Source organism: Zymobacter palmae, assembly GCF_003610015.1.
Classification (GTDB): domain Bacteria; phylum Pseudomonadota; class Gammaproteobacteria; order Pseudomonadales; family Halomonadaceae; genus Zymobacter; species Zymobacter palmae.
The window spans coordinates 409,639-430,519 of the sequence record NZ_AP018933.1; the positions used below are offsets into that span (position 1 = coordinate 409,639).

General features: G+C 55.2%; 17 protein-coding genes. 7 read left to right on the forward strand and 10 right to left on the reverse strand.

What is annotated here, in order from left to right; genetic code table 11:
- Positions 1-138 precede the first annotated feature (138 nt).
- Together ZBT109_RS01860 and fabF are read left to right on the forward strand one after the other, a co-directional pair.
- A complete protein-coding gene (locus ZBT109_RS01860) occupies positions 139-651 on the forward strand; it encodes a winged helix-turn-helix transcriptional regulator (RefSeq protein WP_051523670.1) in 513 nt (170 codons plus the stop codon).
- Complete coding sequence (gene fabF / locus ZBT109_RS01865; RefSeq protein WP_027704581.1) at positions 648-1,922, forward strand: beta-ketoacyl-ACP synthase II; 1,275 nt, start codon at positions 648-650, stop codon at positions 1,920-1,922. Before ZBT109_RS01860 ends, fabF begins: the two co-directional genes overlap by 4 nt.
- 361 nt (positions 1,923-2,283) lie before the next feature.
- Here the strand turns inward: fabF and ZBT109_RS01870 are convergent, their stop codons facing one another.
- From ZBT109_RS01870 to atzF, 5 genes are all read right to left on the reverse strand, one after another.
- Positions 2,284-3,621, reverse strand: coding sequence for a cation:dicarboxylate symporter family transporter (locus ZBT109_RS01870; RefSeq protein WP_038277690.1), 1,338 nt, complete (start codon positions 3,619-3,621; stop codon positions 2,284-2,286).
- A 601-nt stretch (positions 3,622-4,222) separates the two neighbouring features.
- Positions 4,223-5,371 (reverse strand): 1-aminocyclopropane-1-carboxylate deaminase/D-cysteine desulfhydrase, encoded by a 1,149-nt coding sequence (locus ZBT109_RS01875; RefSeq protein ID WP_084261725.1) that lies wholly within the window; start codon positions 5,369-5,371, stop codon positions 4,223-4,225.
- Positions 5,372-5,397: 26 nt separating this feature from the next.
- The gene (locus ZBT109_RS01880) at positions 5,398-5,895 is read right to left on the reverse strand and encodes a DinB family protein (protein ID WP_027704583.1); all 498 of its coding nucleotides are present in this window, start codon (positions 5,893-5,895) and stop codon (positions 5,398-5,400) included.
- Positions 5,896-5,945: 50 nt separating this feature from the next.
- Positions 5,946-7,376 (reverse strand): dihydrolipoyl dehydrogenase, encoded by a 1,431-nt coding sequence (locus ZBT109_RS01885; protein WP_051523671.1) that lies wholly within the window; start codon positions 7,374-7,376, stop codon positions 5,946-5,948.
- 46 nt (positions 7,377-7,422) lie between these two features.
- Complete coding sequence (gene atzF / locus ZBT109_RS01890; RefSeq protein WP_027704585.1) at positions 7,423-9,204, reverse strand: allophanate hydrolase; 1,782 nt, start codon at positions 9,202-9,204, stop codon at positions 7,423-7,425.
- Positions 9,205-9,356: 152 nt separating this feature from the next.
- On the opposite strand from atzF, the gene ZBT109_RS01895 reads away from it, so the two are divergent.
- Positions 9,357-10,274, forward strand: coding sequence for a LysR family transcriptional regulator (locus ZBT109_RS01895; protein ID WP_051523672.1), 918 nt, complete (start codon positions 9,357-9,359; stop codon positions 10,272-10,274).
- A 117-nt stretch (positions 10,275-10,391) separates the two neighbouring features.
- Positions 10,392-11,021 (forward strand): LysE family translocator, encoded by a 630-nt coding sequence (locus tag ZBT109_RS01900; RefSeq protein ID WP_027704586.1) that lies wholly within the window; start codon positions 10,392-10,394, stop codon positions 11,019-11,021.
- Positions 11,022-11,523: 502 nt separating this feature from the next.
- On the opposite strand, the gene ZBT109_RS01905 is transcribed toward ZBT109_RS01900, so the two are convergent.
- The gene (locus tag ZBT109_RS01905) at positions 11,524-12,936 is read right to left on the reverse strand and encodes an MFS transporter (RefSeq protein WP_027704587.1); all 1,413 of its coding nucleotides are present in this window, start codon (positions 12,934-12,936) and stop codon (positions 11,524-11,526) included.
- 430 nt (positions 12,937-13,366) lie between these two features.
- Here ZBT109_RS01905 and pgeF point away from each other — a divergent pair, with 430 nt between their 5' ends.
- Entirely contained in the window at positions 13,367-14,128 is a 762-nt protein-coding gene (gene pgeF, locus ZBT109_RS01910) for a peptidoglycan editing factor PgeF (protein WP_027704588.1), read from the forward strand.
- Positions 14,129-14,219: 91 nt separating this feature from the next.
- Here pgeF and ZBT109_RS01915 read toward each other — a convergent pair whose 3' ends face one another.
- The 4 genes from ZBT109_RS01915 to ZBT109_RS01930 all read right to left on the reverse strand — a co-directional run bounded on the left by ZBT109_RS01915 (position 14,220) and on the right by ZBT109_RS01930 (position 17,942).
- Positions 14,220-14,636 carry a hypothetical protein gene (locus tag ZBT109_RS01915; protein ID WP_120185314.1) on the reverse strand — a complete coding sequence of 139 codons (417 nt, stop codon included), beginning with the start codon at positions 14,634-14,636 and terminating at the stop codon, positions 14,220-14,222.
- A 117-nt stretch (positions 14,637-14,753) separates the two neighbouring features.
- Positions 14,754-16,223, reverse strand: a complete 1,470-nt coding sequence (locus tag ZBT109_RS01920) for an NAD-dependent succinate-semialdehyde dehydrogenase (protein WP_169733987.1) — start codon at positions 16,221-16,223, stop codon at positions 14,754-14,756.
- A gap of 45 nt (positions 16,224-16,268) precedes the next feature.
- Positions 16,269-17,066, reverse strand: coding sequence for a gamma-glutamyl-gamma-aminobutyrate hydrolase family protein (locus tag ZBT109_RS01925; protein WP_051523673.1), 798 nt, complete (start codon positions 17,064-17,066; stop codon positions 16,269-16,271).
- A gap of 192 nt (positions 17,067-17,258) precedes the next feature.
- Positions 17,259-17,942 (reverse strand): GntR family transcriptional regulator, encoded by a 684-nt coding sequence (locus ZBT109_RS01930; protein WP_169733988.1) that lies wholly within the window; start codon positions 17,940-17,942, stop codon positions 17,259-17,261.
- 372 nt (positions 17,943-18,314) lie between these two features.
- Between ZBT109_RS01930 and ZBT109_RS01935 the strand changes: the two genes are divergently transcribed.
- Both ZBT109_RS01935 and ZBT109_RS01940 read left to right on the forward strand, forming a co-directional pair.
- Entirely contained in the window at positions 18,315-19,667 is a 1,353-nt protein-coding gene (locus ZBT109_RS01935) for an NAD(P)/FAD-dependent oxidoreductase (protein WP_232012857.1), read from the forward strand.
- A 61-nt stretch (positions 19,668-19,728) separates the two neighbouring features.
- Positions 19,729-20,871: an ABC transporter ATP-binding protein gene (locus ZBT109_RS01940; protein WP_027704592.1), complete on the forward strand. Its 1,143-nt coding sequence runs from the start codon at positions 19,729-19,731 to the stop codon at positions 20,869-20,871.
- Positions 20,872-20,881 lie beyond the last annotated feature (10 nt).

Sequence of the window (20,881 nt, forward strand, 5' to 3'; positions counted from 1 at the left end):
CGCTTTTCCGCTCGTATCAGGCTCAAGGGGCGAGATGGCAGACGGCATGCCGTGGCGGAGATTCATCATCGGTATTTCCCTTTCCTAGCGTTTCCCTGTAGAGTGACTTCTATTATGAAAGTTAATGATCTGTCCACAATGCCATGCCCCATCGCACGCGCCCTTGGCTGCGTGGGCGAATGGTGGAGTTTGCTCATCATCCGGGATGCGATCCAAGGCATTGCGCGGTTCGATGAGCTTGAAAAAAGTCTCGGGATTTCCAGCAGCATGCTGGCACGGCGGCTTGTACAACTGGTCGATCAAGGCCTGCTCGAAAAGCACCCTTACCAGCAGCGCCCCGTGCGCTATGAGTACCGACTGACGGAAAAGGGACGTGCGCTCTATCCGATCCTTCTGATGCTGTTCGACTGGGGCGAGCGTTATGCCTCTCCAGACGGGTCACATGAGATTACAATGGTCAATCGCGCAGACCATCGACCAATTGAGCCGATCGTCGTGGATCGTCGTACTCTGACGCCCTTGGCTTTCGAGACCACATTTGTAGTGCCGGGACCTGATGCGCAGCCGCCGATGATCTCGCGTATCGAGCGCATCCAGGCCTATTGGCAGGCGTGCTATCCCGCACCTGATGAATCTGTTGAAGAGGAATGAATATGCGTCGCATCGTCGTTACCGGAATGGGAGTGGTATCTCCGTTGGGCTGTGGCACAGCATGTGCCTGGGAACGTCTGCTGGCAGGATGCTCCGGCGTACGCGCACTGCCGGATGCGATGCGCGCGGATTTGCAGGTGCACGCAGCCGGACAGGTGCCGAGTATTGAGGACGATGCCGAAGGCGGATTCGATCCTGCGCGCGTGGCAGCGCCCAAGGAACTGCGCAAGATGGACACGTTCATCCAGTACGCGCTGATGGCAGCGGATGAAGCGCTGGCGCAGGCCAACTGGGCTCCTCGCACGGATGACGAGCAACAACGCTCAGCGACGATTATCGCCTCCGGTGTCGGTGGCTTTCCTCTTATCGTGGACAGCGTACGTACCGTAGATGAGCGCGGCACCCGCCGTCTGTCGCCGTTCACCGTGCCGGGCTTCCTCGTCAATCTGGCGGCGGGACACGTTTCTATTCGCCATCAGTTCAAGGGGCCAATCGGTGCGCCCGTCACCGCCTGTGCGGCAGGTGTGCAGGCCATTGGCGACGCAGCCCGGCTGATTCACTGTGGTGAGGCGGACATCGCGGTCTGTGGGGGGGCTGAAGCCTGTATCGACACAGTGAGTTTGGGAGGCTTTGCAGCCGCGCGTGCTTTGTCAACGGCCTTCCCTGACGCGCCCGAAAAGGCCTCGCGCCCGTTTGACCGTGATCGCGATGGCTTCGTGATGGGGGAAGGCGCAGGTGTGCTGGTTATCGAAACGCTGGAGCATGCCCTTGAGCGTGGTGCGACGCCGCTTGCCGAGCTGGTGGGCTATGGCACCAGTGCTGATGCCTATCACCTGACGGCCGGAGCCCCAGATGGATCGGGGGCGATCAACGCGATGCAGCGTGCGATTCGTCAGGCCGGCATCCGGCCGGATCAGATCGGTCACCTGAACGCACATGCCACCTCCACTCAGGTCGGCGACGCAGGCGAGCTGGCCGCGATCCATCACGTTTTCGGGGGGGACAGCCATGTGGCCGTCAGCTCGACCAAATCCTCGACGGGACACCTGTTGGGGGCTGCCGGAGGGCTTGAGGCGGTGTTTACCGTACAGGCCCTGCGTCATCAGATCGCGCCGGCCACGCTCAACCTTGAGCATCCCGACGAGCAGGCGGCTGGCATTGACCTTGTGCGTGGTGAGCCTCGTGCACTGGAGTGTGAATACGCGATCTCCAACGGCTTCGGTTTCGGCGGCGTGAATGCGAGTGTCATCTTCAAACGCTGGGCGGGGTAATAAATATTTGGCGGCTAGACGCCCGTATAAAAAAGTAGGAACAGCAACGGGAGCAAACACAAAAAACGCGGGTGCTCGCTTAAGGCCAGCATGTTGCCTATCCGCGTTCACTATGTGTCCGTGATTGTATTGGCGATGCGGCATGATAAGGCATACCAAACGCAGAGTATGGTGTGCCTATACTTGGCGTACTCAAGACCATGTCACATCGCTCATGTCTGTTTTCGAAGCATTCTGGTGCTTCCGTCTCGCTATCTCAATGAAATACGTGTAACAACCTCAATGCGTTATTTCTTCGGCTTAAAGGTAAAATGGCTCCCAACGATAGGGCCCAATTTACCTGACAGTAAGGCCATTGCTGTCAGGTTTTTGATCTAGTGATTGTTTCGAAATAGGCCTTGCCCTTTTCGGCGTCATATACTCCTTCCCATTTGGCTACGATTAGCGTTGCAAGTGAATTTCCTACCACATTCAAGGCGGTACGTCCCATATCCATGATTCTGTCAACACCAGCAATCAACGCCAGTCCTTCGAGAGGAAGCCCTGCGCTTGATAGTGTTGCCAGCAGGATGACGAACATGAACCCTGGCACACCGGCTGCGCCCTTAGAAGTCACAACCATCGTCAATACCAGCATGACAAGCTCCTGTACTCCAAGATGAATGCCGTAGAGCTGTGCGATAAATAGTGTGCCGATCCCCAAATAGATTGAGGCTCCATCAAGGTTGAATACGTATCCCGTTGGAATAACGAACGCAGTGACTGCTTTGGGGGAGCCGTAATCTTCCATTTTTTTGATAATCGTGGGTAACACCGTTGCTGAACTGCACGTTGTGAAGGCAATAAGTAACTCATCTTTGATGATAAGCAGCAGGTGGAAGATATTGAACCCGAACAGGCGTGCAGTAATGCCCAGTACGATCAATGTAAAAGAAATGATGGCGGCATAGGTGATACCCAATAACTTTAGTAGTGGGATAAGTGAGCTAAAACCGAAGTTAGCGACGGTGACAGCGATGAGTGCCGCTACCCCTACAGGGGCATATTTCATTACTATTGAAGTGACCTTGAACATGACTTCAGATGTCCCTCGCAGTATTGAAACAACGGGTTTCCTTATTTCATCTGGCTGATACTGAAGCCCTATTCCGAAAAGAATGGAAAAAAATATAATGGGCAATAGATCGCCGCGCCCCATAGCGGAAATGATATTGTCCGGTACAATACCTAGAATGAGCGCCATGATGCCATGAGGAGCAGTAGCCGTATTTTCTAATGCATGAACGTGGGACATATTTACATGGGCGAGCTGAGAGATATCGGTATTACTTCCTGGCTGAAACGCGAGCCCAAATATTAGCCCAAATACTATTGCTAACGTCGTGATAATCTCGAAATAGACGATTGTTTTGAGGCCAATGCGTCCCAGTGATTTACCATCTCCCGTGCCTGCTATACCTACAATCATGCTTGTAAATACGATAGGAACGACGATCATCTTGATGAGTTTTATGAACAGGTCACCTGCGGGCTGAAGATAGTCCACAACTATGATGGCACGCATAGCGGGGTGGGCATTTAACAGTAGTCCGGTACCAATACCGATAACCAGTCCGATAGCAATCTGCCATGCGAGTCCGATACCTGATGACGATTTTTTTGAAGAAAAATCGGCCTCTTTCTTGATTAGTGCTGTCATTAGTGGGATCCTTTGAAATTATTATTGATCTATGAAATGTTATAATGAACCCGCGACATGTTGATTGAATGCCATTCAACATGATGGTGTGAGTTTATAGATTGTTATTAGCGCTTTTATGGAGCCTATGGCGATTGTGTTTTGCATAAAAGATAGTGAAAAAAGAGCAAAATAATGTTCTGCCATGCAGCATGTCTTTATTTGTTGGTGATATTTTCCTTTTAGTAAGTTGTGGGCTTATTTTGCGCCAAAGTAAGTGGATGAAAATATTAGCTGTTGTATCACGTAGTGCTGCTGGTAGCATATCAGTACGAGATGACGGCTTATATTGACGATAGATGTAAATGCAATGAAAAAATGTTGGTTGATAAGTGTTGGCAGCCAATGGTTAGGATGAATCAGCAGCCGAAAAATTTTCGGCTGCATAGGCTGTGATATTCAGGTAACACTATTTTTAAGTTGCCGCATTAAGGGCATATTCATAACCTTACGTTCATATCATTGAGAAGGTCTCAATCCCCAAAAAATGCAGCATAAGCCGTCTTTTTAGAAAGGGATAAAACGATCATTTAGGTTATGTACAGCCTCTAAGCATAATGCGTTATTGATCAATGATACTGGTTGGGCCTGCTGCACCGGGTACTTCGAATAAATTGGCGGTATCACCAGTGTGAAGGAATACCACGTTGCTATTCGGTGCTACCTTTCCGGTGCGAATATGTTCAAGCAGCCCAGCAAAGCCTTTTCCTGTATAGACTGGCCCAAGAAAGACACCTTCGGCCTTGGCCATTTCCTTTATTGCAGCGGTGCTTTCCTCTGATGGAGTGGCATAGTTTTCGCCAATAAAGCGGTTATCTACCTCGATTTCGTCAAGAATGGACTGATCATCAGGAATATCGGCGTTGAATGTGCGCAGAATATCCTTTACACGTTCTACAATTATGGCTTCATTGATCCAGAAATCAGGCTGGTAGAACGACACGGAAATTGAGCGAAACTTCACTTTGCTGCCGGTCATTATCTTGGCCGCAAGCATGCCAGGAAGGGCTGTACCAGTGCCTGTCGTATGATAGATGTAGTCGGGTTCAACGCCGGCTTGACGTGCCTGTTCGATGATCTCCTTAAAGGTCATGACATGACCAACGAACCCCGCTGTCAATGCACCGCCCGTTGGCACTATCAATACGTTGTGGCCTTCGGCTTCCAGCTCGGCTTTGCGGGCATGCATAGCATCTAGTACGTGCTGCTTGTCTTCTTTCACATTTTTGAAAGCATTGCTGGGCGCACTTAGATAATGGGTTTCCACATCCATCAATCTATCAAGCAACAGGTTGCCCCTGTATTCATTGAGCGTGCCGTGTTGCTGCTCATCACGCGTAAGGTAAAGAATGGGTGTGATGCCCGCTACCCGTGCGGCTGCCGAAAATTGCATCCCGGAGTTTGTTAAATAGGCACCTTGGGTGATAAGCGTATCTACACCCTCTTCCAACGCTTGGCCGATCACGAATTCGGCAACGCGCATCTTGCTGCCGCTGATAGCACCAGGCCCCGCCATGTCCTCGCGCTTGAGGAATAAGTTAATGCCGTAGGTGCGGGAGAGATTCTCCAGCTTATGGAAAGGCGTGGGATAGAAGCCGATGCGTTTGCGTGGTAACTGGTTGATTGTTTTTTCTAGTTCATCGAGTTGCATATCATTTATCTCCGCCAGTAAATAGAGAACGTTATTTCCTGCACGTACTGGAATGGCCATAAGGGCTTACCAAGATGCGTGCGGGATCACTCTTCACACAGAAAGACACAAAGGTCAGTTTCTGGAGGGTTGATATCAAAGTCGAAAAACATCTGGCTTACCCAGCCGCGGTGGTAAGTCTTGTGGTTGATGATATGAAGGAACATTTCTCCGCGCGTCATTTCGGCCTGCTTGCCCGAAACAAAGTGGAACGACCTTTTTTCACTCAGGCTCTCTGGCGTCTGAGACTCTGCCCATTCTAGATACCATTGATTGAGGGCCGTTTGTGCTGCCACCAAGTCAGTAAAATCGGGATAGAGTATGTCTCGACGAGTAGAGAAACCATGTGCTTTGCCTAGCAGATGGGCCTGCCAGATCAGGTCGACGACATAGTTATGATTGAGTGTTCCTACCATGGAAGAGAAAAGAGTTTTTCGTTGCGCATATATGGCCCCTTCGGGCAGTGTGCGCATAGCGGAGAACAGAACTTGGTCCGCCCAGTTGCTATAGCGCGCAAGCATTGTTGCCGTATCTATCGTCATCATGCTGTATATCCTTCAAGATGGCTGTCGGGGGGAATTGGGCGGTAAAAGCATCATTCAGACGCTCGTGCAGCTTCGGCTTGCTGAAGCGCGCTGACCAAACCTTCTTCCACTACTGGGTGGTAGACGGGCATGTCTAGCATCTGTCTGATCGTCAATGATTGCTGATGGCACCACGCCAGTAGGTGGGCGATATGTTCGGCGCTAGGGCTGGCCCATTCCGCTCCCAAGAAGCGGCCGCTGTGCTTATCCGCATAGATGTGCATCATGCCGCGGTTCTTTAGCATGACACGGCTACGGCCTTGGTCCTCGAAATCCATGCTGCCGATGACAAAACTTCCCGGTGTTAGATCGGAGTAGCGCTGGCCGACCATGGCAATCTGTGGATCGCTAAATACGATACTGATCGGAGAGTTGCGCTGGACTGGACGGACATCAGGAAACGCCGCGGCATTTTCTCCTGCAACCTTGCCTTCAAATGAGGCTTCATGCAGTTGCTGTAAGCGACCATTCGCGTCACCTGCAATGAAGATGGGCGTTTGGCCGCATTGCAGTGTCAGAGGGTCGAACAGTGGCACACCCTGTTCGTCAAGGCGAAGGCCTGTTCGTTCGAGCGACAGCCCATCAAGGTTGGGTTTCCGGCCTGTAGCAGCAAGCACATAGTCAAAATGCTCGGTAGTCTCATTACCTTGACGATCAGTGAAGGTGATGACGACGTGGTCGCCATCGCGTTGCATGTCGGTCACATTGGCATAGGGATCAACGTAATACTCTTCGTTGAAGCAGGCTGTGACGGCTTTCTTGATGATGGGATCGGTGAGTGCCGCAATGCTTCCGTTCGCACCGAATACGCGGACATGTGTGCCGAGGCGTGAGAGAGCCTGTCCAAGCTCAAGGCCGATAATGCCAGCACCGAACACGGCCACACTGCGTGGCAGGTCATGCCATTCGAAGACATCTCTGTTCACCACTACACGATCACCCAGTGTATGGAATGAAGTGGGGACGGCGGGACTCGAACCGGTAGCGATCACGATACTATTGGCATGAACGGTGATGTCATCTCCGACAAGTAGCGTTGTATCGTCGATGAATCGTGCATGGCCGTTGAGTCGGTCTTCTGATGGAATCGTTGCGGCCCGCCCCAGTACACGTTCGACGAATCGATCACGTTCCTGTCTGACCCGTTGCATAACCTTCTGTCCATCCACCTCAACCTTGCCATCAATGTGGATGCCAAACGGTGTCGAGTGGCGTGCGGCATGTGCCGTATCCGCTGCGGCAATGAGAAGCTTAGAAGGCATGCATCCTTCTCGGGCGCATGTTGTTCCCCCTGCGCCTTGCTCAATGAGCAGGGCGCGCTTACCTGCTGCACGAGCGGTTCTATACGCCGCTAGTCCCGATGTGCCCGCACCGATAACGGCAACATCAGTAGTCCGTACGTGGCGATTGTCGTTGTTGGATGCCCGCTGTGCGAATGTCATGTGTTGTCCTTCCGAAAATGTCAGGGGAACGCCAAGCAGTAGTGGCCTAATGTCGATCAGCACAATAGGCACGCCAGCCACCATAGTGGGTAATGTCTACCGCACCTGTTACTGCATGAGGCTCACAGAGGAAGCCTTTGACTTGGCGGCCATCATCAAGCGTGATGGTACCGATACCCAATGGGGCGGTGATGTCTGTGATGAATGAGCCGAATTTCGTCAAGGGCAGCGTCCACACTTCGACTTCGATATGCCCTGCTGCATTTGGGTCACGGATCAGGCCTGGTTTTTCAGGCATCATGTCTGAGAGGGCATACAGTGCGTATCCACTGGCTGTGTGAGCAGTCTCTTTCAAGATCGCTTTGCGCTCTGTCAGTTGAGCGTTCAGTGGTTGACCAGAAAGGTGAGCTCCTACTACAGCTACTTCGACCCTTTCACTTTCGGCGGCACAGACATGGTGGCATGCCGTGGTCAGCTCTTCCTTCATGAAGGCTTTACCTAGGCTAGCGATGGTGCCGTCTTGAAACGCTTGTCCGATCATCGTGATGCCAAAAGGAAGACCATTAGTACGAAAACCCGCGGGAACTGCGATGGCAGATAGGTCCATCAAGTTAACGAAATTGGTATAAACCCCTAGGTTGCTGTTTAGCTGCACGGGGTTGGCCAACATCTGTTCGACGGTGTACGTCGTTGGCGCTGTAGGTAGCACCATGATGTCGATGTTGCTCCAAGTGCGTTCGGCGGTTCTGATGTGGTGCGCCAGTTGATAAAAGCCATTGAAAGTGTCGACAGCGCTGATGCCTTCCGCAGAGAGAATGATGTCGCGAACGACAGGATTCAGTGCATCTGCATTGTGGGTGGCAAAGGTGTGGAGAGCGGCAAGGCGTTCCGCTACCCACGGACCGGCATACAGTAATTTCGCTGCTTGCTGAAAGGGGGTGTAGTCGAACGTTACGGCATTACCGCCGAGCCGTTCTAGCCTCTGTATGGCGGCTTCGAACAGGGCTTCCGCTTCTGTATCGCCAAAGAACTGCAGCTGTTTCTTGTCTGGAATGCCAAAGTTGAAGTGCGTCGGCCAGACGCATTCCGCTAGCGAATGGGGAGGGGCTTGGCGAGAGTAAATATCGCTGGAGTCGAAACCAGCGGCGATACGTGAGACGGTCAGCGCATCATCCACACTGTGAGCAAACACAGTGATGCAGTCTTGGCTGCGTACAGCGGGTACCAGTCCAGTGGTCGACAGTAGCCCTTTAGTAGGCTTCAGACCCACAAGATTGTTGAGTGCTGCGGGTACCCGACCTGAGCCGGCCGTATCGGTGCCCAGTGCAAAAGGCACTGTATTGCTGGCAACGGAGATAGCCGAGCCGCTACTGGAGCCCCCAGAAATATAGCGATCATCAAATGCGCATCTTGGTATGCCATACGGTGTACGTGTGCCATTCAGTCCGGTGGCAAACTGATCAAGGTTGGTCTTGCCGATGGGAATGGCCCCTGCGGCAATGAGTTTTTGTACGACCACGGCATGTTGTTGGGGCATGTAGGCGAACTCTGGACAGCCTGCTGTCGTCGGCAGCCCTGCTACATCGATGTTGTCTTTTACTCCGAAGGGAATGCCATACAGCGGCAGTGTTTCACCCTGCTGTTTCCTCTGTGCTGCCACCGCTAGCATGGCCAGTATGTCGTCGAGCGGAAATAGGCTGATCCATGTTGGATCATCAGCGCGTTGCGTGATGCGTTCATGCAGCGCCGAAAGCACGTTGACGGGCTCAATGCCAGACGCATAGGCACATTGGTAGGAAATCAGGTCTTTCCATTGATGATCATGCATGGCGGTTTCTCGGTGCGTTGAAACGTCTTCATCACGGTGAAGCGCTGAGGGAATACGCCGAGAATAAAAATGAATACTGTTGCCGTCTATTGTTTGATTTTCACCATTGCGTTTCTTAATATGCAACGCTCGCCGTTAAGGGAGCGCTCTTGATGAAACACTTGCAGGTATTTCGCTGTATTGCGGACATTGCCCGCCGAGGGTCGATTCGCCGAAGTGCGGAGCATCTTCATATCACGCCGTCCGCATTGACGCGCAAGATCCAAGAATTTGAAGAAGAATTCGGCACACCCATTTTCGAAAGGCTGCCGCGTGGTATGCGACTGAATGCTGCCGGCGAGTTGCTTATGCGCCACATTCAGGACCAGTTGGCCGACTTCGAACGTCTGTGTTCTCAGGTAGCCGATCTTTCAGGTATTCGCCGTGGTCACGTTTCCCTTGCATGCAGCCAAGCTTTTACGGATAGCGTGCTTCCTGATGAGATTGCGGCCTATCGTGCCCAATTCCCACAGGTTTCCTTCTCCGTCGCAGTACGTGATCACGCTGAGGGCGTCAAGACGTTGGTGAACTTCGAGGCAGATCTTGCGCTGTTGCTTGATCCGCCTTTGGTTTGTGACTTGGAAGAACTGTTGGTGATGAGGCACCCGCTCTGTGCCGTCATGAGTGCTGCTCATCCACTGGCGCAGCACAATAGGGTTCGGCTTCGTGATTGTTGCGAGTTCCCTCTAGCGATGCCTGATCAATCGTTGGCGATTCGTGCTCTGTTCGATAAGGCGCTTTATGGCCGCCAGGTCGAGCTGGATGTGCCTGTCGAGTCGGGGTCGCTGGAATTTCTCCGTGCATATGTGCTGAGAGATAACGCTATTACTTTCCAGATCCAGCATGGCGTTCCATGTGCAGATGAACGGATTTGTGTTCGTCCAATCGACACGCGCGATATCGCGCCTATCCGAGTAGTGCTGAGTAAACTTAAAGGGCGGTCGCTTCCCTTAGCTACTGAGCGTTTTGCGGCATTGTTCTGTGAGCACTGGGCGGATGGCAATAGGCCTCCTGAAAGCAACAAGAGCTAAGCCTCTTATTGCTGACTGATCGGGTTCGGCGCTATGTTAGCAGACAGCCATTTCTGTATATCAGACGATGCTATTAGTCCTTCCATTCTCTATTTTTAGCAAAGTAAGGAGGCCGATGTGACCGACCTTTCTCTTCTGTTGGCCTTTGTCGCCGCAGCTTTCATTCTGACCATCACGCCGGGTATCGATACGGCGTTAGTGCTGCGTTCGTCTGCTACCGGTGGGCAACGTTCGGCAGTGGCTGCTTCGCTGGGCGTCACATTGGGCTGCCTGTTCTGGGGGGCGGCAGCCGCCATAGGCTTAGGAGCTTTGCTGCGCGCTTCTGAACTGGCCTACGGCATCGTTTGTTGGGTCGGGGCGCTTTACCTTGTCTGGCTGGGTGTTCGCCTTATCATCCGTCCGCGAACCACATTTGAAGCAGGACACGGGGGAACAGGTGAACGTGGAACAAGGGAAGCATTCCTGCGTGGACTACTGACCAACCTGCTGAACCCCAAGGTTGGGGTGTTCTACGTCACTTTTCTGCCGCAGTTCGTGCCTGCTAGCGTGAACATAGCTGGATATACGTTCTTTCTCGCATGCTTGCATGTGCTGATAACACTGGTGTGGTTTGGCATCCTCATAGCCGCTATGGTGCCGATGGCTCGTTTCCTGCGAAAGCCAAAAATCGTCACGGCCCTAGATCGTTTGACCGGATGTGTTTTTATCGCCTTCGGAGTAAAACTGGCTTTTGCGTCAAGTAAATGAGCGTGCAGGAATGCTATGAGCAATTATTTTCTGCATTACTCGTAATGAGTGCCTTGTGGCACGGTGTGTGGCGCTGGTGCTGAAGCGTTTGGGCAATGCTTGGGAGCTTTATTTTGGTAGTCGAGCATGACTCATGATGTACCTGTCACTGCCGTATGGTATGGATGTCGAAAGAGAAGGATGGCGGCCTTGTCGTCAATGGTACTGCGTTAATACGGTTCTCATTGCGCAAGGTGAGCATCGGGGCTATTGGGCTGAATATTGAGGCTAATGTAAGCGAACATGCTTAGCGTATTGGTCGCGGCGTTATCATCCGTTGTTTGGTTAATAGTGCTCCACGCTGCCTGCAGAAATCCACGCGATTCATTGGAATTTATGAAGAGGCGCTGCGTGGGTGGGCTGTATGTTCAATAGCGCATGTTCAATGAGGCAATAAAAAAGCCGCTTGATTCACACCGGATCAAGCGGCTTTTTGTTATTGGTGGGCATCACCATAACGTGGCTATTTGATAAGGGTGTCCGCTTGCCGTGGGTAGGCCAGCAACGCTGATAACAGCAGCAGTGCACCGATGACGATACATGTGATGGTGAAGGCCTGCGCCACACGTGCAGGGCTAAACGAGTGCCCAACAAGGGAAAAGAATAGACCTCCCTCAATGGCCACGAACAGTGCAGAGCTACATTGCAGCACTGAGTTTACCAGTCCCGCTGCCAGCCCTGCCCAGCGTCGGTCAACGCGCTGCACGACATGGCGAACAAGAGGGGGAAGCGCCATACCTTCTCCTGCGCCGATCAGAAATAGCGTTATGGGAAGCCAGAAAGCGTGATCGTTGGCTGCCACTAGACCTGTGCCCCATACGCCTAGGGCCTCAATCACAATGGCGACAGGAGCGACGTAACGTTGGTAGGTCGCGCTGATACACCAACCACTGAACAGTGGGCCGATCAAGAAGCCAACGCCGAGTGGCAGTACGCTTAGTCCAGCTTGCAGGGGCGGTAGCTGAGCATAGGCATGCTGGTGAATCGCGAATAGCAGGAAGAACGGTGCGATGGCGTAGAAGAACACCGTTGCCAACAGGCCTCGAATCATGCCCGGTGCATCGAAGACGGCAGGAATGACCAGCGGATCCCGCCCTTGGGCGAATAGGCGGTGCTCGTGATGCCAGAACAGCAAGAACAGTGGCAGCGAGCCCAGCAGCATGACGAGGCTCCACAGTGGCCAGTCAAGGTGGCGGCCTTCTACCAGCGGAACGATCAGACAGATCAGCGCTGCCGCCAGCAGCAGAATACCTATTGGGTCAAGGCGCTGCGGATGTTCGGCGCGGTTTTCTGGCACCAGCATAAGCGCCGCGGGCATGGCCACCAGCAGTACAGGAATATTCACCAGAAACAGGTTGCGCCAGCCAAGACCGAACAGGTCGATGTCAATCAACCAGCCCCCCATCACCTGACCCACCACGGCGGCCATCCCGAACGTCACGCCGTATAGTCCTAGTGCTCGCTGCTTATGAGTATCGGGAAACAGGGCGTGAATGGATGCCAGCGCCTGCGGGGCCATGACGGCTGCGGCAGCTCCCTGCAAGATGCGACCGAACACCAGCATCGAGGCGGAAGACGCCAGCCCGCAGATCAGCGATGACAGTGAGAAGCCCGCCATGGCGGCAAGAAAGACACGGCGACGGCCATACAGATCGCCCAGACGCCCACCTGTGATCAAAAAGACGGCATAGGTGGCCGCATAGGCTGACACGACCAGCTGCGTTGCTGTATCACTGGCGTGCAGATCCTGCTGGATAAAAGGCAGGGCCGTATTGACGACAAAGAAATCCAAAGGTGGAAGCAGAGTGCCAGCCAACAGCACGACTAACGCCCACCAAGGGTTGGAGAGAGTGGTGGATGGATAGGGATGCGGCATGTTTTTTCCTCGGAAAAGCGCAACGACGATCATGCTATCACGGCTTATCGAGATATGAGGGGCATATAGGATGAATAATAATAAGTACTATTCGGTAGTATACAGGGAAGTTAATTAATAGGCTGGTAAGTTTTCTTAATATAATAATAGGGATGATTTTTTCTTGAGAGAATAAGGCATAAGAGACGAGTTTTAGTGCCCTTTATTCTCTTACTGAAAGGTAATAACGATACGGGGCAAGCGTGATTGATTATGCCACGGCAAGCGCATATCAAAGCATGTAAGGCAATAGCCTCTAAATATAGTCTGATATATGGGTACGCTGAAATTGCCTGCGCTGTACATGCTCGCGTTAGGTGCGACTATTCCTGATGGCACACAACCTGCTAACGTAGACGTATATCCGCTAACACTCTGCTGGAGATCCGTTATGTCTCAGTCACCGCTGTCCTGCGAGTTCATCACGCCTGACTGGCCTGCGCCGGCCAATGTTCGGGCGCTAGTTACCACACGCGTTGGGGGCCCGTGCAAGGCGCCTTACGATGCCTTTAACGTGGGAGACTATGTCGGGGACAACTTGGCCGACGTGGCTGAATGTCGTCGTCAGCTGGCCGTGCACGCAGGCGATACGCGTTTTCACTGGTTGGCTCAGGTGCATGGTACGACCGTGGTAGGTCCTGAGCTGGATGATGGGGTTGAAGCGGATGCGTCGATTAGCCGTGTGGCGGGCGAGGGGTGTGCCATCATGACGGCCGATTGCCTACCGGTCGTGCTGTGCGATCGTGAAGGCACTCGCATCAGTGCCGTGCATGCCGGCTGGAAAGGGCTACTGGATGGCGTGATCGAAGCCGCCGTGCGTGAGATGGACTGCGCTCCGGGGGAAGTGATCGCATGGTTCGGGCCCGCGATTGGTCAGTGCTGTTTTGAAGTGGGGGCCGAGGTGCGTGGCGCGTTTATGGAAAAACTGCCGCAGGCGGCCAAGGCGTTCATTCCCTCTCCACACCGTTCTGGCGAACGTTATATGGCTGATATGTATCTGCTGGCGCGCCAGCGGCTTGAAGCCATCGGTGTTGGCGATATCCACGGTGGTGGCGACTGTACTTGCTGCGATGTCGGCCGTTTTTATTCCTATCGCCGTGACGGCGAAAAAACCGGCCGCATGGCAACGGTGATTTGGTTCGATCAGGTTTGATGAAAAACGGCCAGGGTAGACGCACGTGGTGCGGCTCTGGCCGTAGCAATACACAGAAAAGGCGATATATTCTTCGGTGACGGGCTTGCACTTAGCGCGTCCGGGCAGTGTCATCATCCTGCATTCCTGCATTCCTGCATTCCTGCATTCCTGCATTCCTGCATTCCTGCATTCCTGCATTCCTGCATTCCTGCATTCCTGCATTCCTGCATTCCTGCATTCCTGCATTCCTGCATTCCTGCATTCCTGCATTCCTGCATTCCTGCATTCCTGCATTCCTGCATTCCTGCATTCCTGCATTCCTGCATTCCTGCATTCCTGCATTCCTGCATTCCTGCATTCCTGCATTCCTGCATTCCTGCATTCCTGCATTCCTGCATTCCTGCATTCCTGCATTCCTGCATTCCTGCATTCCTGCATTCCTGCATTCCTGCATTCCTGCATTCCTGCATTCCTGCATTCCTGCATTCCTGCATTCCTGCATTCCTGCATTCCTGCATTCCTGCATTCCTGCATTCCTGCATTCCGCACCGCTATCTGTCTACCTTCCGGTGGTTTGCTGGAAGAGCGGCCGTGCTGTCTGGGCGGTGTGTGACTTAGCGGCCCGTTTATGCAAGAGGGGGGATCACTCTGCGTTGCAGGTGATGAATCGTTCATCGAGGTAGCACTGGATGGCGCTGCTGCCGCCTTCGCTGCCATAGCCGGAGTCCTTCAGGCCTCCAAAGGGCTGTTCTGGGTCTGCAAGGTCGCAGTGGTTGAGGCTCAGCATGCCGCTTTCGATGCCGGTGCCTAGCCGGTGCAGGGTGCCAATATCGCGTGAGTAGCCGTAGGCGGCAAGTCCGTAGGGTAAGCGGTTGGCTTCGGCAATAGCGTCGTCTAGGCAAGTGAACGCATTGATCGGCGTTAGGGGGCCAAATGGCTCTTCGTTCATCACGCGTGCGGTCAGCGGAACGTCTCGCACGATGCTGGGCAGCACGAATTGTCCATGCTCCTGTTCTGTCGTGGGTAGAAGTACGGCCTTGCCACCTTGGGCGAGGGCGTCATCGCGCAGGGCACGCAGGTGTGCCGCGCCGCGTGCGGTTGCCATTGGGCCTAGCGTGGTGTCGGGGGCCAGTCCATGGCCTGTCTTCAGTGCACGCGCAGTTTCGGCGAACTGATGCGTAAAGGTGTCTATGACGTCGGCATGCACGAGTATCCGCGTCGGCGTAATGCAGACCTGCCCAGCATTATAGAAACGTGCCTGTGCCAGTTGGCGTGCCGCCGTGGCGATATCGGCATCAGCGCACACGATGGCCGGGGCGTGTCCGCCCAGCTCCATGGTGATGCGTTTCATATGGCGGCCTGCCTGCTGAGCGAGATGCTTGCCCACGGCCGTTGAGCCGGTAAAGGAGATCTTGCGAATGCGTGGGTCGGTAATCAGGCGCGATGAAATGTGTTCGGGGTCACCGTAGAGCAGATTGATCACCCCGGCAGGAAAGCCCGCATCGTGAAAGCAGCCGAATAAAGCCGCGGGTGAGGCGGGTGTGTCTTCGGCCGCTTTGGCGATCAGCGTACACCCCGCCGCCAGCGCGGCACACAGTTTCCGTACCAGCTGGCCGATGGGGAAGTTCCACGGGGTGAAGGCGGCGACAGGGCCCACGGGTGTTTTGAGCGTGTACTGCATCACCTGCGCTTGACGCGCGGGAATAACCTGTCCATAGGCGCGCACCGCTTCTTCCGCAAACCATTCTACGACCTCGCAGGCGGCTGCCAGCTCGTTGCGCGCTTGCTGTAGCGGCTTGCCCTGCTCAAGTGTGAGCTGACGGGCGATGGTTTCGCTGCGTTCGGACAACAGGGCCGCCGCGTCGAGCAGCAAGGCGCGCCGTTCGCGTGCGGAGGTGTGCCGCCAGGAGGCAAAGCTTTGGTCGGCTGCGCTGAGCGCGTGTTCGATATCGGTGTCCTCCGCACAGGCCATTCGGCCGATGACGGTCTGGCGGGCGGGGTCTTCGATGGGCTGCCAGCGCTGGGCGCTGCCGGGCCGCCACTGCCCGTCGATCAGCAACAGCACATCGGCGTCGAGCGATGCGTTTACATCGGCAGAAAAGGGCTGGGTCACGGGAGGCTCCTTGTGTGGTCGATACGGAATCGTTATGGGGCGCGGTTAGCGTTCAGCGTTGTAGTCGCAGGCGTGGTGCAGGAACGCATCAAACAGCAGGCGCGATGCCGGAATGGCGCGGCTCTGCCATTCGGGATGCCACTGCACCCCCAAAATGAAGCGGTGCCTGGGGACCGAGATCGCTTCCACCAGTCCATCGTCTGCGATGGCTTCCACGGTGACGTCTTCCCCTAGCGTGCGTGCGCCCTGTCCATGCAGGGAGTTGACATGAATCACTGGCGTGTCTGGCAACAGCTGTGCCAGCAGCCCCTGCGATGTCAGTTCGACGTCGTGAACCGGTGCGTACTGGCCTTCCAAGGGCAGGCGCTCATCCTCACGATGATCGTGAAAAGCATCGAGTTCGTGCACGTGGCGGTAAAGGCTGCCGCCGGTGCGCACCACCAGTTCCTGAAAGCCGCGGCAGATGCCCAGTAGCGGCATGTCGGTGCGCAGCGCATGGTCGATCAGCTGGAAGGCCAGCGCATCGCGGCCTTGATCAAGGCACGTTTCGGGGCGCTGGTCGTCGGTGGGGTAGTGAACGGGTTCGACATTGCTATGACTGCCGGTCAGAAACAGTCCGTCCAGCGTGCGCATTGCAGCTGCAAACAGCGTGGAGTGAGTGGCCAGTGCGTGAGGCAGGATGAAGGGAATGCCACCTGCTAGCACGATGGCATCAAGGTATTTCTGCATCACGGCCTGAGCGGCCACGCCGCTGTGCTCACCCTGATCGGCAATCACGCCAATGCGGGGAACGCACGGAAGCGCATCGTGAGACGGGATGGCAGAAAAAGACGAAATCGACATGCCTGAATCCTCTATGGGCGTGGGGTGACCACGCACGAATGGGCCGAAGGAACGACGTTCTGTGAGCCGCTACGCGTGCCGGTCGAGTGTGAGGCGGTATCGCAGGCGGTTCTATGACGACGGTGTCTTGATATTAGGCACTCGTTGGACGAAGGGATGCAGAATGCATGCCTACTGTGATCACACTTGTCATTAGCGTGTGACCTGCATCGTCAGCAGCCCCATACCTTGTTCAATGTCGGCGGCGATGGCCGTGCAGAAACGCTCGCTGTCGCGTTGGCGGAGGGCATTGATGATCTGTACGTGGAAATCGTCGGCCAGCGTGCTGTTTTTCCACAGTGACGCGATATAACGCATGCTGGGGCCGTACTGCATCCACAGTACCTTCACAAGTGGCAGCAGTACGCGAGATCCACTGCGCTCGTAGATATGGAAGTGAAAGGCATGGTTACCGCGCATGTAGCCGGTCATATCGCCGTCGGCAATGGCGGTGCCGATGGCATCGTCGATGCGGTTTAGCGCCTCCACATCGTTATCACCAAGATGGGGGAAGGCCTGACGGCTCAGCTCCGTTTCCAGCTGGCGACGAGCAAACAACAGCTCTTCGAAGCGCTGGCGGCTGACGTTGGGCACGATGATGCGCCGACTGTCGATGAACTCCAGCGCGCCTTCGGCCACCAGCCAGCGCAGCGCTTCGCGGGCAGGCATGGCGCTGCAGCCGTGCTGCTGTGCTATGCCTCGGATCGAGATCGTTTCTCCTGGCGCAAGCTCGCCCGCGCACAGCTGGGCACACAGCTGATCGTGCACTGTTGCAGAGCGCGTCTTCGGCGCAAATGCGTCATCAGGGGTATCACGGTTCTGGTGCGTATTGTTCATGTTCATCTCTTTATCCTGTCTCGCCGCTTTCCGGCGCCTACCTTTATCGTTATCGAAAATGCCTTTTTACAGAGGGGCGTTTTTCGCCACCGCCCCAGAGCGCGACAGGCCTGCTGGCGTTTAGCACGGCTTGTCCGCAGAGGTCTTTCATAAAGTGATCGTGTGCCTGTCGCCAAAGTTGGCGCACGAGTTGCAATGCATGCACAGGGCATTGAATGTCATCTCATGTGTGATCACACAATGAACCGTGACGAATCACAAGCACAGCCGACCTAAGTCTCAGAATGGCAGGTTGGTATCAGAAGAAATCAGTGCTGCCCCTTTTCACTATCGTTGATGCTCGAACACGGCTTCGGGCGGGAGATAACCGCAATGAGAACGATGCGCCCGGCAGAACGTTCACTTTCCACCCAGCAGCCTTCTCGTGGAGCCGAAAAGGCCGTGCCGCTGCGTGCCGACATGGGGCGGCAAATCGCCCATGAAAGCTATTACGAGGCGACCTGCCAGTCGAACTTGGCACCGACCTTTGCCCTGCAGGGGGATACGCATGCTGATGTCTGCATCATTGGCGGCGGACTGACCGGCTGTTCGACGGCATTGCATCTGGCCCAACGTGGTTACGATGTGGCCGTACTTGAAGCCGAAACGTTCGGGCACGGTGCCTCCGGACGCAGTGGGGGGCAGGTCATCACGGGGTTGAGTGCGGGGATTGAGCACATCGAAAAGGTGCTGGGGCGTGACGATGCCGCACACGTGTGGGAGATGACCTGCGAAGCCGTGGCGCTGACGGGGCAGCTGATTGAGCAACACGGCATCGACTGCGATTTCCGTAAGGGGTATCTGCATGCGGCGAACAAACCGCGCCACAAGAAAGAGCAGCTAGCGCTGATCGAGCATATGGCTACGCGCTATGACTATCACGGTCTGCGTTGGATGGAGGTCGATGAAATGCATCGGCAGGTCGTGACCCAACGCTATATCGGCGGCACCTGGGATGCCGATTCTGGCCATCTTCATCCGCTCAACTACACGCTTGGCATTGCCGCTGCCGCTCAGCACGCCGGGGCACGCCTCTACAGCGACAGTCGAGTTATTCAACTGGACGAATCGACATCGGGTGACACCTTGGCTGCGCGCACGGCGAACGGTCGGGTGACGGCCGACTTCTTTGTTTATGCGGTAGATGCCTACTCAACTGATCTGCTGCCCGAGCTGGCCTCGCGCATGGTGAGGGTCCCCAGCCACATCGTTGCCACCGCCCCCCTGACCGAGGAACAGCTGGCGGGGTCGCTGCCGACGCGTATCGCGGTCTGCGATGCAATGTACATGCTTGATTATTACCGCATCTCTCACGATAACCGGCTGCTGCTGGGGGGCCGGCAGAGCGTAGCCGAAGCACAGCGTCGTATCGGTTGGCTGTTTCCGACGCTGGCCGAGGTGCCTCTCGATTACTACTGGAACGGGCTTGTCGGCGTAACGGCCGATCAGACCCCGCATTTTGGGCTGCACGGTAAGAACATGCTGTTCGCGCAGGGGTATTCGGGGCATGGAATGGCGCTGGCTGGACTGGCGGGCCAGCTGCTGGCCGAGACGATTGGTGGGCAGGCCGAGCGTTTCGACCTGTTCTCCCAGTTCGCGCCGCGGCGTATTCCCATGGCGCGTCAGTTCAACGATCCGATGGTGGCGATGGCCTCGCTGTTCTATCGCCTGAAAGACAAGCTGTGACGTCAATTTCTCTGTTGGTGTCTATTCGGTAGACGCCCGTCTTTTTCATAGGAGTGGTCGCATGACAACGACAGCATCTCCCTCTGTATCTTCGGCGAGCGGTGAGAAGACCAGCGCAAAAGCGGTCCGCGAGGCATCGTCGATTTCACTGCGCGGTTTATCGCGCTATTTCAATGCGGATGCCATCGCACTGGACGATGTTGATCTGGATATCCATGCCGGTGAGTTCTTTACCTTGTTGGGCCCCTCGGGGTGCGGGAAGACCACGCTGTTGCGAATTTTGGCCGGATTGGAAGAGGCCGATCAGGGCGTTGTGGTGATCGGTGGCCGCGATGTGACCGAGACACCACCGCACAAGCGCAGCGTCAACACCGTGTTCCAGTCGTATGCGCTGTTCCCGCACCTAACCGTGCGCGACAACATTGCTTTCGGACTCCGCGTACGCGGGGTTGGCAAGGCCGAGCAAAAACGCCGCGTGGAAGACATTGCACATCGAATGCAGCTGGATGCCTTGCTGGAACGCCGCATTCATCAGCTGTCTGGTGGCCAGCGTCAGCGCATTGCATTGGCACGGGCGTTGATCAACGAGCCGGACGTGTTGCTGCTGGACGAACCGCTTTCGGCGTTAGATGCGGGGCTGCGTACTGATCTTCAGGTCGAGCTGAAGCGGTTGCAGCAGACGCTGGGCATGACGTTCGTATTTGTGACCCACGATCAGGCCGAAGCGATGGTGATGTCTGATCGCATCGCGCTGCTTAACGGCGGCAAGATCCAGCAGGTCGGTACGCCCGCGGAAATCTACGAGTATCCGGTGAACCGCTTCGTGGCGCGTTTCATCGGGCACGACAATCTGTTTCCCGTCGAACGGTGTGATGGCAGCACGCTGCAGACCGCGCTGGGGACGTTGCAGTTCAATGCGGCATCGACTGGCGACCCTCGGCAGGCCTTTGCGCTTATCCGGCCGGAGGTCATCGCGCTGAGCGTTCCCGATAGCCCCGGCATTGATCCATCGTTGGCGCTGAATCGTCTTGAGGGGATCGTCGAAGAGCGCTTCTATCGCGGAGCTTCGGTGGAATACCGCGTGCGTTGCCAGCAGTGCGATCTGGTCGTCGACAGTGCCAACTGCGGCGAGCGGCTGTTCAAGGTGGGGGATCGTGTTCAGGTCGAGATATACCCCGAAGACATCGTGATGATCGGCGACTAAGGAGGCGGTC

Coding starts and splice junctions, on each gene's coding strand:
- ZBT109_RS01940 (WP_027704592.1), top strand. CDS start 19,729: ATGACAACGACAGCATCTCCCTCTGTATCTTCGGCGAGCGGTGAGAAG.
- ZBT109_RS01885 (WP_051523671.1), bottom strand. CDS start 7,376: ATGACATTCGCACAGCGGGCATCCAACAACGACAATCGCCACGTACGG.
- ZBT109_RS01915 (WP_120185314.1), bottom strand. CDS start 14,636: ATGCAGGAATGCAGGAATGCAGGAATGCAGGAATGCAGGAATGCAGGA.
- ZBT109_RS01860 (WP_051523670.1), top strand. CDS start 139: ATGCCATGCCCCATCGCACGCGCCCTTGGCTGCGTGGGCGAATGGTGG.
- fabF (WP_027704581.1), top strand. CDS start 648: ATGAATATGCGTCGCATCGTCGTTACCGGAATGGGAGTGGTATCTCCG.
- atzF (WP_027704585.1), bottom strand. CDS start 9,204: ATGCATGATCATCAATGGAAAGACCTGATTTCCTACCAATGTGCCTAT.
- ZBT109_RS01930 (WP_169733988.1), bottom strand. CDS start 17,942: ATGAACAATACGCACCAGAACCGTGATACCCCTGATGACGCATTTGCG.
- ZBT109_RS01925 (WP_051523673.1), bottom strand. CDS start 17,066: ATGTCGATTTCGTCTTTTTCTGCCATCCCGTCTCACGATGCGCTTCCG.
- ZBT109_RS01905 (WP_027704587.1), bottom strand. CDS start 12,936: ATGCCGCATCCCTATCCATCCACCACTCTCTCCAACCCTTGGTGGGCG.
- pgeF (WP_027704588.1), top strand. CDS start 13,367: ATGTCTCAGTCACCGCTGTCCTGCGAGTTCATCACGCCTGACTGGCCT.
- ZBT109_RS01875 (WP_084261725.1), bottom strand. CDS start 5,371: ATGGCCATTCCAGTACGTGCAGGAAATAACGTTCTCTATTTACTGGCG.
- ZBT109_RS01870 (WP_038277690.1), bottom strand. CDS start 3,621: ATGACAGCACTAATCAAGAAAGAGGCCGATTTTTCTTCAAAAAAATCG.
- ZBT109_RS01880 (WP_027704583.1), bottom strand. CDS start 5,895: ATGATGACGATAGATACGGCAACAATGCTTGCGCGCTATAGCAACTGG.
- ZBT109_RS01895 (WP_051523672.1), top strand. CDS start 9,357: ATGAAACACTTGCAGGTATTTCGCTGTATTGCGGACATTGCCCGCCGA.
- ZBT109_RS01935 (WP_232012857.1), top strand. CDS start 18,315: ATGAGAACGATGCGCCCGGCAGAACGTTCACTTTCCACCCAGCAGCCT.